A 14,212-nucleotide genomic window follows, 5' to 3' on the forward strand; every position below is an offset into this window, starting at 1 on the left:
CAATCGACGATATCCATGATCCTGATTTTCATTCTTCTCGCCGCCCTCTGCGCCGCCTATTGGTTCACCACGCAGAGAGCCAAGGCGATATCCGCGCATTTCCCTAACACAGGTCGGTTGACCGATATCGGCGGCTATCGGCTGAATGCGCTGCATATCCCCGCCACCCCCAGTTCCGACCTGCCGCCGATCGTTTTCCTGCATGGCGCAAGCGGCAATTTCCGCGACCAGGAAACGGCTTTCCGCAGGCTTCTGACCGGTCGTGCCGAAATGCTCTTCGTCGACCGGCCGGGCCATGGCTATTCCGAACGTGGCGGCCCGGAAAACGACAGGCCCGATGGCCAGGCCGATGCCATTGCCTGCCTGATGGACAAGCTGGGAATCGAGAAGGCAGTCATCTCCGGCCATTCCTTCGGTGGTGCGATCGCCATGAGCTTTGCGCTGCGCCATCCGGACAAGACGGCAGGCCTGATGCTGATCGCCCCAGCGACCCATCCCTGGGATGGTGATGTCGACTGGTATTACAAGCTATCGGCCCATCCGCGCTTCGGCTGGCTTTTCACCCACCTGTTCACGCTGCCCGCCGGGCTGGTGCTGATGGACAAGGCGACACAGGCCGTCTTCCATCCCAACCAGCGGCCGCACAACTATATCGAGGATGCAGCAACGGCCCTTGTCCTGCGCCCCGACAATTTTCGCTATAATGCAATCGACCTGACCAACCTGAATACGGCTGCAGCGGCCATGGCGCCGCATTACAACACGATCAAAACCCCGACTGTGGTGATTACCGGCGACAGCGACAAGATCGTCTCGCCCGCCATCCATGCCCGGGGTATCGTCGAAAGCGTTTTAGGCGCAAAACTGGTCACCATCCGCGGCCTCGGCCACAAGCCGGATTATATCGCCACCGACGTGGTCATCGCCGGCATCGAAGTCATATCTGGCAAGGACCGCGACCTCGACGCCGTCGCCAAGGTCGCCGAAGCCTGGATCGCGCCGAAGCGGGACGAGCCGGAACCGGAACTCGATTTTTCGATCGAGAAGGGTTGAGCTCTCAGAGCGGGGGCAAGCGCCGCTTCACGGACGTCCCCTTGATGACCGCCGTGCTTGTCACGGCATGCTCGGAGAGGCTTTCCAGCACGTCATCCATCTCCTCGATCGAATGCACGACGAGCCGCGCCAGAAACGGAACGTCTCCGGTGATCTTGTCGCATTCGATGAACTGCGGCGTTTCCTGAATGAGCCGCTCGACCAGATGCAGCTTGCCTGGCAAGGGCCGGATCCGCACCATCGCGCGGATCTGATAACCCAATGCCTTGCTGTCGATCTCGACCGTATAGGCGCGGACGACACCCTCGTTGACGAGCCGCCGCATCCGCTCCGCCACGCTCGGCGCCGACAGACCGACAAGCCGCGCCAGTTCGGCCGTCGGGAGGCGCGCATCCGCATCGAGCGCCGTCAGGATACGGGCATCGACCTCATCGAGAGTGCTGTTTTCGAATCGAAGGCCAGAATGCATTTTTTCCTTCATAACAACTCCTCAGCGAAATGAATGGCTGCGATACGCCATGGATTTTGTGTCAGCCGCTTTCCAAAATAAAGCCCCAAGGCTGAGTTGAGGGAAGACGTCATGCTGATCGGTATATTGGCTGGGCTCGCGACCTGCGCGCTCTGGGGTCTGACCTTCGTCGCCGCGCGCGCGGTGGAGCCCTTCACCACCTGGGATCTGGCGATTGCGCGTTACGGCATATTCGGCCTCGCCTCCGCACTGTTGATGCTCGACCGCCGTTTCCGACCCATCGGCATGACACGGGGCCGGGCAGCGATCGGCCTGATGCTCGGCGGGCTTGGATATATCGGTTATTTCGTCTTCGCCGCCTATGCGGTAAAGCTTGCCGGCGCGGCCCTGCCGCCGCTCATCATCGGCACGATGCCGATCCTGATCGCGCTGATCGCCAATCGCGGCGATGCCGCCCTCCCCTGGAGCCACCTCACCATTCCGATCGGTTTGATCGCGGCAGGCCTCCTCACCGTCAATCTCGATACTCTTTCGGCAGCACCGGTCGCAGCGAGATCACAGATCATCGCAGGTCTTGCCTGCGCAGGCGCGGCACTGGCGATCTGGGTCGTCTATGGCCTCGTCAACGCCGCCGTGATGCGCTCGGCCGATGCACCGGACGGGCTGCGCTGGACCGGCCTTCAGGGGCTCGGCGCCACGATTGGCAGCATCCTGCTCCTGCCATTTTCAAGCTTCGGAGAGACACACGCCAGCCTTTCCAATTTCATCGGCTGGGCATTGCTGATGGGGCTTGCCGGATCTTGGGCCGCGACATTCTTCTGGGTCGTCGCCTCAAAGCGCCTGCCGCTGGCATTGGCAGCGCAGCTGATCGTCGCGGAAACGGTGTTCGGCCTGTTTTACGGGTTTGTTTTCGAGATGCGCTGGCCGACGTCTGCCGAATGGGTCGGATGCATGCTGGAGGTGCTGGGGCTCAGCGCAGGGATAGCGGCTTTTGGCAGACACGCAGGGTCGGCGAGGAAAACATCCGCAGGCCCCTTGGCTTCGCAGATCTCTCCTGATCAGCCTCTACGACCTTAGGCCCTTGCCATGAGCCACCTCAAGCCCGCGAATGCCGATAGACGATATCCAGCGGATCGTGCCGGGCAGCGCTCGCATCCTCCACACCGCCCAGCCTCTCCGCCAGACGCCGCGAGGCAATATTGTTTCGGTGCACATAACTCACCAGCGTCTTCAGCTCGAGATCGCTAAACGCCCAGTCGCGCAGGGCCGCAGCCGCCTCCACCGCATATCCCCTGCCCTCGAAGCTGGCATAGAGGAGCCAGCCAAGCTCCTGCTCGGGAAAGAGCGGCCCCGCATTGATGCCGACCTGACCGACACAGCGACCGTCGCCCACTGCACCGCGCTCCTCGATCATCAGCGAGCCATGTCCGAACAGCTGCCATTGCGCGACGTCATGGCAAAACATGCCCCAGGCCGCCGCCTCATCGAAAGGGCCGCCCATATAGGCGGCACGGGGCGTGGCCATGAAAGCGGCATAGGAAGGCCAGTCGTCAAACCGTGGCGGGCGCAACACGAGCCGTGCGGTTTCGATACGCGGTATGTCGATCATCACATTCCATGCCCTCAAACGGAAAACGGCCGGATCTCTCCGGCCGTTCATCACGCAGTTCAGAGATTTGGCGCTCAGACGCCGGACTGTCCATCAGCGCCGATATAGGCGATGCGGATCATGTTAGTGGCGCCCGGCGTGCCGAGCGGAACACCGGCCGAGATGATGATGCGGTCGCCCGGCTTGCCAAAACCTTCCGAGACGACGATCCGGCAGGCGCGGTTGACCATGTCGTCCAGATCGGTCGCGTCATGGGTGACGACGCAATGCATGCCCCAGCAGACCGAGAGACGGCGTGCCGTCTGGATGATCGGCGACAGCGCGATGATCGGAACATTCGGACGCTCGCGCGAGGCGCGCAGGCCGGTCGTGCCCGACGAGGTGTAGGTCACGATGGCCGAAAGCTTCAGCGTCTCGGCAATCTGGCGGGCCGCCAGCGAGATCGCGTCGGCGCCGGTTGCTTCCGGCGTGGCACGCTGTGCATAGATGATGCTCGGATAGAGCGGATCGTCTTCCACGGTGCGGGCAATCGAGGCCATCATCGACACGGCTTCGACAGGATACTGGCCGGATGCCGATTCGGCCGAGAGCATGATCGCGTCGGCGCCTTCGAAAACGGCGATCGAGACGTCCGAGACTTCGGCGCGGGTCGGAACCGGCGCGGTGATCATCGATTCCAGCATCTGGGTGGCAACGACGACCGGCTTGCCGGCCTTGCGGCAGAGGCGCGTCAGCTGCTTCTGGATGCCCGGAACGCTTTCGATCGGCATTTCGACACCGAGGTCACCACGGGCGACCATGACGGCATCGGACAGCTCGATGATTTCGTCGATCCGCTCCAGAGCCTGCGGCTTTTCGATCTTCGACATGATGCCGACGCGGCCGCGGGCGATCTTGCGCACTTCGGCAAGGTCGTCCGGACGCTGGACGAAGGAGAGCGCAACCCAGTCGACATCGTCGGTGGCGAGAACGGCATCGAGGTCAACGCGGTCCTTGTCGGTCAGCGCGCCGACGCCGAGCAGCGTATCGGGCAGGCTTACGCCCTTGCGGTCGGAAATGCTGGTGCCGGCAATGACCTTGCAGATGATGCTCTTGCCATCGGCCTTTTCGGCCTTCAGCGCCAGCTTGCCGTCATCGATCAACAGGCGGTCGCCAACCTTGACCGCTTCGAGGATTTCCGGATGCGGGAGGAAAACGCGGGTCTCATCGCCCGGCTCATCCTTGTTGTCGAGCGTGAACGTCTGGCCTGGCGCCAGAGTTACCTTTCCGGCTGCAAACTTGCCGACGCGCAGCTTGGGACCCTGCAGGTCGGCGAGGATGCCGATCGGACGGCCGACGCGAGCCTCGACCGAGCGGATGCGCTTGATCAGAGTGCGCATCACGTCATGGCTCGCATGGCTCATGTTGATGCGGAAAAGGTCGGCTCCGGCCTCGTGCAGCTTCTGGATCATATCCTCTTCGGAGGATGCTGGTCCCAGCGTCGCGAGAATCTTGACTTTACGATAACGCCTCATCAATTCTGGCCTTCTTGCGTGCCGGGCGTATCGGAGAGCTGGACCATCCAGCTGCCCTGACGGCCCGTGTCATATTCCTTGAAGCCCATGCGCTGATAGCCACGGGCAAAACAATCGTTGACGCCGACGACTTTGAATTCGTTCTCGGCGACGCACATGTTGACATTGCCGGTCCAGCGGCCGCCACGGGCAGCATCCTCGGCATAAAGATAATAGTAGCGCGACTGCAGCTCGCCTTCGATCAGCGTTGCACAGGTCGAGGCCGGCACCTGCCACCAGCCTTCGGTGGTCCATCCATCATTGGCGCGGTAACCGATCGCCACGCCGACGAGGTTCTGCGTGCCGTTGCAGACACGGAAATCCGCATGCGCGACACCGGCCGCAAACAGCGGCACTCCAGCCCCGACCATGGCGGCAAGGACGGGCGCGGAAACGAGGGAACGGAAGTAGGTTTTAGGGGATTTTTTCGACACGGTTTCCGACAGGACTCCATGGTTATTCGTGAAGCACACTCTTTGCGCGCCGGTGTGCGAAAGTCAACGAAAGTCTAAATCGATTATAGCCCTCTTTTCGCTCCAATCGCATGTCGCAGGATCCGCTTGCCCGGCTTGCAAGGCCCCCGGTGACATGCCACACACGACGATCATGACCAATAACACGATGCGCGCAGGCGAAAGCCACCCCACGAGTTCAGAATCCAGCCAATCCGATTTCGTTCCGTTCGAAATCATAGAAGGCGATTATGACAAGGGCATGGTCCTTCTCGCCGACCACGCGATGAACCGGCTGCCTGCCCGCTACGGCGATCTCGGCCTGCCGGCCAACGCCTTCCATCGCCATATCGCCTTCGATATCGGCATCGAGGGCCTGACACGGCAGCTCGCGGCCATGCTGGGCGTGCCGGCCGTGCTCGGGTGCTTTTCCCGCCTGCTGATCGATCCGAACCGCGGCGAAGACGATCCGACGCTGATCATGAAGATTTCCGACGGAGCGATCATCCCCGGCAATCATCCGATCACGCAAGAGGAATGGAATTTCCGCCTCGACACCTATCACCGGCCCTATCATCAGGCCGTCGAGCGGACGATCGCCAAGGTAGAGGCACGAGGCCGGACGCCGCTCGTCCTGTCGCTGCATTCCTTCACGCCGTTCTGGAAGGATGCCGCCCGCCCCTGGCATGCCGGTGTTCTCTGGGACACTGACGACCGCGCCGTCACGCCGCTGATCGAAAAGCTCCGCGAAGCCGGCGATATCATCGTCGGCGACAACGAACCCTATGACGGTGCGCTGAAGGGCGATACCATGTACCGGCACTGCATGATCCCCGGCCGTCCGCATGCGCTTCTCGAAGTGCGCCAGGACCTGATCGGCGACGAGGCCGGCATTGCCGAATGGTCCACCCGGCTGGCGCCGATCTTTGCGGCGCTGAATGCCGACCCCATATTGCATGAAACGAAGATTTTTCCGTCACGCACCGGCCCCTACCCGGCCTGATGTGCCGCTCACGGAAAACGCGCAGGAGATAAAAATGTCCGATCTCACCAAAGAGCAGCAGACCGAACTTGAGGCCGCCGCCTTCCGCCGGCTGGTCTCGCATCTGCGCAACCGTACCGACGTGCAGAATATCGACCTGATGAACCTCGCGGGCTTTTGCCGCAACTGCCTTTCCAACTGGTACAAGGACGCGGCGGATGCCGCCGGCATCGAGCTTTCCAAGGATGCTTCGCGCGAAATCGTCTATGGCATGCCCTATGAGGACTGGAAGAAACAGCACCAGCAGGAAGCCTCCGACGCACAAAAAGCCGCATTCGAAGACAACAAGCCGGCCCATGGCTGATCGATTGGACTTGACCTTCCGCCTGCTTTTCGGCAGGTGACAGCCACTCATTCAAAAGACAAGATCAGGAGACCCCGATGTCTGATGCTCATGGCGTCGCCCGCGACCAACTCCGCGCCTTTATCGAGCGCATCGAGCGACTGGAAGAAGAAAAGAAGACCATTGCCGACGACATCAAGGATGTCTACGGCGAGGCCAAGGCCATGGGTTACGATACCAAGATCATGAAAAAGGTCATCGCCCTTCGCAAGAAGGATGACCAGGAGCGAATGGAAGAGGATCTGATCCTCGACACCTACCTCGCTGCCCTCGGCATGATCGAAGGCCCGGCCGATCAGGATAGCGACGCCGCCTGATCGATGACCGCCTGCCCAAGAAACCCGCCTCATGGCGGGTTTTTTATTGGCGCAGTGCATTTTCAAAAAAACCTCTCCGTTTTCGCCACCATGTCCCAACTCGAAAACCAGACCGAAGAACCGATCGAATGTGATGTCGCCATTGTCGGCGCAGGCTTTACCGGCCTCACCGCCGCGACGGAGCTGAAAAAGGCCGGCCTCGATATCGTCGTCCTTGAAGCACGCGACACCGTTGGCGGCCGGGTAGAGGCGCATGCCTTTGCCGATGGCATCGAGGTAGACGCCGGCGGCCAGTTCTTCTGCCGCGACATGGTGCATGTCGTCTCGCTTGCCGAGACCTATGGCCGGCCCGTGGTAATGAGCCACGCGACCGGCGAAGTCATCTCCCAGCCACCTTTGCCCAAGGGCAAGGCGGAAGAGTTATGGGAAAGCGTCGATGGCCTGCGCGACCGGATGATCGCGACCGATCTAGCAGATCCGGCGGTGAGCAACCTGACCGTTGCCGGCTGGCTGCAGGAACAGACCGATGTTCCTGACGACGTGGCCCAGAGTTTTCGCCGCATGGTAAAGGGCCTCTGGTGCCGCAGCCCCGAAGAGATTTCATTCGCCTACCTCGCCTCTAACGACCGGCGGGTGACCAACAAATACCCCGAACTCGAGATGATCATCGACGGCACGATGCACATGCTGGCCGCCGATATGGCAGCCGGGCTCGGCGACAGATTGATCATCGGATCGCCTGTCACGGCCATCACCACGTCTCCGGAGAGCGTAACCCTGACGACCCAAAAGCGGCTCGTCCGTGCCCGTCAGGTTCTCCTCGCCGTACCGCCGATCATGGCCCGCCGCCTGTCCTTCTCGCCCGCCCTTCCCGATCGTTTTACACGAGCACTCGATGCCTGGAGCGCCGGCATGGCGATGAAATTCAACATCCGCTACGCCGAGCCGTTCTGGCGCAAACAGGGTTTGAGCGGTCTCGTCATGTGGCGCGATCCGCAGGGCATTTTCGCTTGCGATGCCAGCCATGGTGATTATTGCGGCCTGATCATCTTCGTCGGCGGCCCGCAGGCCGGCATCTGGCACGAAAGGCCGGCCGATGAGATCCGCCGGGAAATCGTCTCACGACTGGTCGCGGCACTCGGCGAAGAGGCCGGTCGTTTTACGGAAATCCACCTGCGCGACTGGGTCGACGACCCGTGGAGCGACGGCGCCTATAGCGACGTGATCACCGATCTCGGCTCACCCGACGCCGAAGCCGTTCTGCTGGAAGGACTGGGCAACCTGCATTTTGCAGCGTCCGAACTGTCGCCTTCCTTTCCGGGCTATGTCGAAGGCGCGATCGTCGCCGGCAAGATTGCCGCGGAAAAGATCACCCACGCTTTTCAAGCAAAAACAGAGCGCTAAACACCAAAAGCTAAATCAATATTGGAATTGATTAAACGCAATTCTGAAGAGCGCGATTGACACGTCGCACGCCGAAACCGGGCGAAAAGGCCGGCTGACGGAGGCCACTGTATTGTCGACGGCTCACCGCCGCCGACACCCTGTTCGGAAAAGATGATCTCAGTTCGTCGTCGGGCCGCTGAACCGGCTCGGATCGATCGCAACCGTCGCGCTGACCGGCTTGAAGCCGCCGCCATAGGCCGCCGAATAATCGCTGTTCAGCGTGCGTGTCACCACCCGCGGCGCCTTCATCGAAACCGGGTTGCCGGCACGGCTGTTGTTGAGCGCCCATTTGGCCACCATGTCGCCCGTCAAACCTTCCGACTCGGCGGCAGGTGCGGGGTGCGATGCGGTCGCGGCACGGCCACCCTTCATCGGCATGCCGGAAATCGAGGCAGCTGCAGCACCATTCCGCGGCGCATCGAAACCATCACCGAACTGCATGCCCTTGGCCGAAGGCTGGATGACCTTGGGCGAAATCGCTGCCATCTCGACCGGCCGCTGTGCCGGGGTCGGCATCAGCTGCGGTTTGGCTGTGGAGACGGCCATGACCTGTGCGGCAGCCGGCGCCGGTTGAGCGGGGACAGCCGCCTGCATCGGGGCAGCGGCAGGAACCGGCAAGTTACGCGGCGGCTCGACGCTGCGCGAAAGCTCGGCCACCAGTTCCGGCGTCAGAGACTGCATGTCGTCACCCGGTTTCTGCGGCGGCGCCAGGGCGACGCTTGCAGCCGGGCGATGCGCCGGCAGCGGCACCGAGCCGATATTCTCGAACGGTACCGGTCCGGCAGACGCCGTCAGCACGCTTTCCGCATCTCCCCTCAGGCCGCGCGGACCAAGCAGGGTCGGGACAGGAATGGCATAGGCAGAAAGATCGGCAAATGTCTCGCCATTCGGCACGGGCGATGCTTCGGCCGCAGCCTGCATGGCGAGCGCTTCCTGCGCCGGGTTGCGGCCCTGCGAATAGAGCGCCGTTGCAAGGCCGCCGGGGCCGTTGCCATCATTGCGGAAGGTCGGACGCGAAAGCGGAACAGGCGCCGTGATGGCCGGTGCGGCATCGGCAAGCTGCGCAGTTGCAGCCGGAGCGGCAGGTGCCGCCGCAGCAACCGCAACAGGTGCCTGCTCGCCGTCATCAGCATCCGAAGGACGCGCCATGGACGGGCGGCTGGCGACGACCGGCGCGCGGGTTTCCTCGACATCCTCCGCCTCGTCCGCACCACCGCCGCCGAAGAGCATGGCAAACAGGCCCTTCTTCTTTTCAGGCATGGAACGCAGGCTGCCGCCAGCCGTGCTGGCGATCTGGATCGAATCGGCGCCGACGCGCTTCTTGTAGTCGGCAAGTGCCTCCTCGTAGCCGGGAAGCGGCTCGCCCTGGGCGGGAAGATGCAGCGTATGGCCGTTCGGAAAAATCTGCACCAGTTCCTGGCGGCTCATGCGCGGCCAGGCACGTACGCCGCCGACATCGAGATGCACGAAGGGCGAACCGGAGGTCGGATAGAAGCCGACGCCGCCGACCTGCATCTGCATGGCAAGCGCACGCAGCGTCGCAAGTTTTACACCCGGAATGAAGAAGTCCATCGCCTTGCCGAGCATGTGCTGGCTGTTCTTGGCAACGCCGGTATAGCGCGTACGGGTACGCAGCATGTTGTTGGTCGGCGGAGAACGGTAGGCGGAAACGACGTTGATATATTCGGTGGCACCGGAGCGGCGATAGACTTCCCAGACGAGATCGAACAGGCGCGGATCCATCTTGGTCGGCTCGTTCTGGCGCCAGTCGCGCAGGAACTGATTGAGCTGCGCCAGACCCTTCTGGTCGAAACGGCCATTGCGCTTGAAGGTGATCACGGCCTTTTCGCCGGTATGCACGAAATAGAGCTTGAGCGTCTTGTCTTCGGCAGCAGCAGAGGTCGCGGATGCGGAGAGAATCGGCAAAGCCGCGGCCACCAGCAGCGTTGCTGCCACAGCCGGCCGAACCAACCTTCTGAAAAACCGCGCAGCAAGCCCGCTTACGCGGGCGCCGCGGGGCGTTTCCGTTCCGTTGAAATCAGGCAAAGCGATCCCCGTCTCGATAGACAACATCCCTCGTTGTCTCATTTGACTGCCAAATGCGGTGACAGCATGGCAAATGTGCCACACATGCACAAGCACCTCTCATATAGTCAACAAACAACTAATGAGAGATTGACGGGGAATACCAGTCCATACTTGCCCGAGGGTTGATTGTTACTAAAACGAGATATTCAGGCCGCTTCCCTAAGCGGATCATCGGGATCGATGCCATAATCCTTTAATTTCCTGTAAAGCGTAGAGCGGCCGATGCCGAGTTTCCGAGCCACCTGGCTCATCTGGCCGCGATAAAATTTCAGTGCAAAACGGATCAGCTCTTCTTCGACGTCCGCCAATTTACGGACTTCGCCGGCATCATCGGTGCTGGCAATGACATTGTCGGAAGACGGATAGGCGGCTGCGAGCAGCGCCCGCGGGTCCGGCCGGGCCGACTGTGCGGCATCCGCCCGGGCACCGGGGAAGTTGGCGTCGATCACGGTTTCCCGTTTTGCCTGCACCGGATTGGCAACCGGCACGATGACGGCGGTGGCTGCCAGTTCTGCCGAGCGGAATTCAGGAACCTGGGCTGCGATCTGCGGGAAATCGGCTTCGCCGAGCTCATCGCCCTGGGTCAGGACGACGGCGCGGAAGATCGCGTTTTCCAGCTGGCGGATATTGCCCGGCCAGTCATAGGCAGTGAGAAGACCCAGCGCATCGGCGCTGACGGTCACGCTCTTTGCCAGCTTCTGCTCCTGCGAGAAACGCTCGGCGAACACGCGGGCCAGATGCGGGATGTCTTCCTTGCGGCGACGCAGCGCCGGAATGGTGATCGGGAAGACGTTGAGGCGGTAATAGAGATCCTCGCGGAAACGCCCTGCACGCACCTCTTCGATCAGGTCCTTGTTGGTGGCCGAGATCAGGCGGACATTGACCTTCTGCACCTTGCCGGCGCCGACGGTCTCGACTTCGCCCTGCTGCACGGCGCGCAACAGCTTGACCTGCACTTCGAGCGGCAGATCACCGATTTCATCGAGGAACAGCGTGCCGCCGTCAGCCTCTACGAACTTGCCGGTATGTTTTTCCGCAGCACCGGTAAAGGCACCCTTCTCGTGGCCGAACAGGATGCTTTCGACGAGATTGTGCGGGATTGCACCACAGTTGACGGTGATGAACGGCTTGTTGGCGCGGTCACTGGCCGACTGGATGGCGCGGGCCACCATTTCCTTGCCGACGCCGGATTCGCCTTCAAGAACGACCGGGATGTTGGAATGGGCAGCACGCTGGGCGAGATCGATGACGCGCAGCATGTCCGGGCTTGCCGAGACGATATCGGCAAAACCGATCGCGCCGGTACGGCGGCGGCCGATCCGGGCCTTGGCTTCCTTCTGGTCGAGCTTCAGCGCATTGGAGATCGAGGTGCCGATCCGCTCCGGCGATACCGGCTTGACGACGAAATCGAAGGCGCCGGCGCGCATGGCCTCAACGACGGTCTCGATGCCGCCCTGCCCCGTCTGAACGATGACCGGCGTATCGACACCTGCCTCGCGAATGGCGGTAAGAAAGCTCAGGCCATCCATTTCCGGCATCATCAGGTCGAGCACGATGACGTTGATCGGGCCGCGATTGGTGCGCAGGAACTCGAGAGCGGCAAGCCCGTTTTCGGCCAGATGCGCCACGTGGCCGTAACGCTCCACGGCATTCTTCAACAGGCGGCGCTGGATCGGATCGTCATCAACGACTAGGACTTGGGCAATCATGCTCGGCTCCCTGCAACACTCATCGTGCGAACGTTCATTTGCACCCATGACGGGTTCTAGGTCTGAGGTTGTGTCAGAAAGGCTTGAACATCCCCTTTTGAGAAAAGCTTGCATTTTAACGGCCACCAAGGAAAACAGACGATCTTGGCACAGGCCCCGATGCCGACAGGAGTTTTGAATGAAAAAGTCCCTCTTTTCGCCCATCCCCATGGCAGCTGCGACAACCGCCGGAGCGGCAACAGACCCGGCACTGGGCCTGCTGCCGGTCTGGAAGCTTTCCGATCTTTACGCCTCCAAGGACGCGCCGGAATATGCGGCAGACCTGAAGAAGGCAGCCGAGCTGTCGCTGGCTTTCGAGGACAAGTGGAAGGGCAAACTGGCCGAAGCCGCGACGAAAACGGGTGCCGGCGGCATCGGCGAGGCGCTTGTCGAATATGAGTCCCTCGACGACCTCCTCGGCAAGATCGGCTCCTTTGCCGGCCTCACCTATTTCTCCAACACCTCGGATCCCGCCAACGGCAAATTTTATGGCGATGCCCAGGCAAAGCTGACCGACATGTCGGCGCATCTCCTGTTTTTCGCCTTGGAACTCAATCGCATCGACGACGCCGTCATGGATGCCTGCATGGACCGCGATCCGGCAGCCGGCCATTACCGCCCCTGGCTCGTCGACCTCAGGAAGGACAAGCCCTTCCAGCTCGACGACAAGCTGGAACAGCTTTTTCTCGAAAAATCGATGACCTCGTCGGCCGCCTTCAACCGCCTGTTCGACGAGACCATGGCCGACCTGCGCTTTGACGTCGATGGCGAGGTCCTGCCGCTCGAACGCACGCTCAACATGCTGCAGGAACCGGCAGCGGAAACCCGCGCCAAGGCTGCCGCCGCCCTGTCGAAAACCTTCGGTGACAACCTGCGCGTCTTCACGCTGGTCACCAATACGCTCGCCAAGGACAAGGACATTTCCGACCGCTGGCGTGGTTTCGAGGATATTGCCGATAGCCGCCACCTCGCCAACCGCGTCGAGCGCGAGGTTGTCGATGCGCTGGCGGAAGCGGTTACCAAAGCCTATCCGCGCCTGTCCCATCGTTATTACGCGATGAAGGCGAAATGGCTCGGAATGGAACAGATGAATTTCTGGGACCGCAACGCGCCGCTGCCGGAAACGCCGAATGCGCTAATCCCCTGGTCCGATGCCAAGGAAACCGTGCTCTCCGCCTATGGCGCCTTCGCGCCGGAAATGGCTGAGATCGCCGGCCGTTTCTTCGATGAGGAATGGATCGACGCGCCGGCCCGCCCCGGCAAGGCACCGGGCGCCTTCGCCCATCCGACCGTGCCGTCCGCCCACCCTTACGTTCTGGTCAACTATCTCGGCAAGCCGCGCGACGTGATGACGCTTGCCCATGAACTCGGCCATGGTGTGCATCAGGTTCTGGCCGGCGGCCAGGGCGCGCTGATGTGCCAGACGCCGCTGACTTTGGCCGAAACCGCCTCCGTCTTCGGCGAAATGCTGACCTTCCGCGCCCTTCTCGAAAAGACGAAGGATAAACGCGAACGCAAGGCCATGCTCGCCCAGAAGGTCGAGGACATGATCAACACGGTCGTGCGCCAGATCGCCTTCTACCAGTTCGAGCGCAAGGTCCATACGGCCCGCAAGGACGGCGAGCTGACGGCCGAGCAGATCGGCGAACTCTGGCTCTCCGTCCAGGCCGAAAGCCTCGGGCCGGCGATCAAAATCTCGGAAGGTTACGAGATGTGGTGGACCTATATCCCCCACTTCATCCACTCGCCCTTCTACGTCTACGCTTATGCCTTCGGCGATTGCCTGGTGAACTCGCTCTACGCCGTCTACCAGAACGCCGCGCCCGGCTTCCAGGACAAGTATTTCGACCTCCTCAAGGCCGGCGGCACAAAGCACCATTCGGAGCTTCTGAAGCCGTTCGGCCTCGACGCCACCGATCCGTCCTTCTGGTCGAAGGGACTGTCGATGATCGAGGGCCTGATCGACGAGCTGGAAGCACTCGACAAGGCTTGAAGCGAATTACATCCAGAGCCTGAAAATCGGGGTGCCTGAGAACCTCGGGGATTGCCGCAGGTTCGCCCTTTTCAGGAAGGATGTTCCGGTCTTGAATAT

Annotated in this window: 12 protein-coding genes and 1 pseudogene; 7 read left to right on the forward strand and 6 right to left on the reverse strand. The window is 61.6% G+C overall.

The annotated features are described in order from the left end of the window. Positions 1-15: 15 nt before the first annotated feature. Complete coding sequence (locus FHW37_RS15515) at positions 16-1,053, forward strand: alpha/beta fold hydrolase (RefSeq protein ID WP_145637933.1); 1,038 nt, start codon at positions 16-18, stop codon at positions 1,051-1,053. A gap of 4 nt (positions 1,054-1,057) precedes the next feature. Here the strand turns inward: FHW37_RS15515 and FHW37_RS15520 are convergent, their stop codons facing one another. Next, a complete protein-coding gene (locus FHW37_RS15520) occupies positions 1,058-1,534 on the reverse strand; it encodes an Lrp/AsnC family transcriptional regulator (protein ID WP_145637935.1) in 477 nt (158 codons plus the stop codon). Positions 1,535-1,633: 99 nt separating this feature from the next. Between FHW37_RS15520 and FHW37_RS15525 the strand changes: the two genes are divergently transcribed. Then, positions 1,634-2,599: a DMT family transporter gene (locus FHW37_RS15525; protein WP_145637937.1), complete on the forward strand. Its 966-nt coding sequence runs from the start codon at positions 1,634-1,636 to the stop codon at positions 2,597-2,599. Between the two features lie 19 nt (positions 2,600-2,618). Here FHW37_RS15525 and FHW37_RS15530 read toward each other — a convergent pair whose 3' ends face one another. The 3 genes and pseudogenes from FHW37_RS15530 to FHW37_RS15540 form a co-directional block, all read right to left on the reverse strand. Continuing rightward, entirely contained in the window at positions 2,619-3,131 is a 513-nt protein-coding gene (locus FHW37_RS15530) for a GNAT family N-acetyltransferase (protein ID WP_145637939.1), read from the reverse strand. A 74-nt stretch (positions 3,132-3,205) separates the two neighbouring features. Then, positions 3,206-4,645, reverse strand: coding sequence for a pyruvate kinase (gene pyk / locus FHW37_RS15535; RefSeq protein ID WP_145637941.1), 1,440 nt, complete (start codon positions 4,643-4,645; stop codon positions 3,206-3,208). Then, positions 4,645-5,040, reverse strand: a pseudogene (locus FHW37_RS15540) (DUF1036 domain-containing protein); the annotation flags it as partial. The pseudogene FHW37_RS15540 and the gene pyk, both read right to left, overlap by 1 nt. 265 nt (positions 5,041-5,305) lie before the next feature. Between FHW37_RS15540 and FHW37_RS15545 the strand changes: the two are divergent. The 4 genes from FHW37_RS15545 (at position 5,306) to FHW37_RS15560 (ending at position 8,242) form a co-directional block, all read left to right on the forward strand. Continuing rightward, the gene (locus FHW37_RS15545) at positions 5,306-6,139 is read left to right on the forward strand and encodes an N-formylglutamate amidohydrolase (protein WP_145638092.1); all 834 of its coding nucleotides are present in this window, start codon (positions 5,306-5,308) and stop codon (positions 6,137-6,139) included. A gap of 34 nt (positions 6,140-6,173) precedes the next feature. After that, the gene (locus FHW37_RS15550) at positions 6,174-6,482 is read left to right on the forward strand and encodes a DUF1244 domain-containing protein (protein ID WP_145637943.1); all 309 of its coding nucleotides are present in this window, start codon (positions 6,174-6,176) and stop codon (positions 6,480-6,482) included. Positions 6,483-6,559: 77 nt separating this feature from the next. Beyond that, positions 6,560-6,838: a DUF2312 domain-containing protein gene (locus tag FHW37_RS15555; protein WP_145637945.1), complete on the forward strand. Its 279-nt coding sequence runs from the start codon at positions 6,560-6,562 to the stop codon at positions 6,836-6,838. A gap of 3 nt (positions 6,839-6,841) precedes the next feature. Next, complete coding sequence (locus FHW37_RS15560) at positions 6,842-8,242, forward strand: flavin monoamine oxidase family protein (protein WP_145637947.1); 1,401 nt, start codon at positions 6,842-6,844, stop codon at positions 8,240-8,242. Positions 8,243-8,401: 159 nt separating this feature from the next. On the opposite strand, the gene FHW37_RS15565 is transcribed toward FHW37_RS15560, so the two are convergent. Together FHW37_RS15565 and FHW37_RS15570 are read right to left on the reverse strand one after the other, a co-directional pair. Then, entirely contained in the window at positions 8,402-10,240 is a 1,839-nt protein-coding gene (locus FHW37_RS15565) for a DUF882 domain-containing protein (RefSeq protein WP_246690780.1), read from the reverse strand. A 278-nt stretch (positions 10,241-10,518) separates the two neighbouring features. Then, positions 10,519-12,129, reverse strand: coding sequence for a sigma-54-dependent transcriptional regulator (locus tag FHW37_RS15570; protein WP_432442854.1), 1,611 nt, complete (start codon positions 12,127-12,129; stop codon positions 10,519-10,521). Between the two features lie 160 nt (positions 12,130-12,289). Here FHW37_RS15570 and FHW37_RS15575 point away from each other — a divergent pair, with 160 nt between their 5' ends. Further along, a complete protein-coding gene (locus tag FHW37_RS15575; protein WP_145638094.1) occupies positions 12,290-14,113 on the forward strand; it encodes a M3 family oligoendopeptidase in 1,824 nt (607 codons plus the stop codon). The last annotated feature ends 99 nt before the right edge of the window (positions 14,114-14,212 follow it).

Origin of the sequence: Neorhizobium alkalisoli (genome assembly GCF_007829835.1) — a bacterium.
Classification (GTDB): Bacteria; Pseudomonadota; Alphaproteobacteria; order Rhizobiales; family Rhizobiaceae; genus Neorhizobium.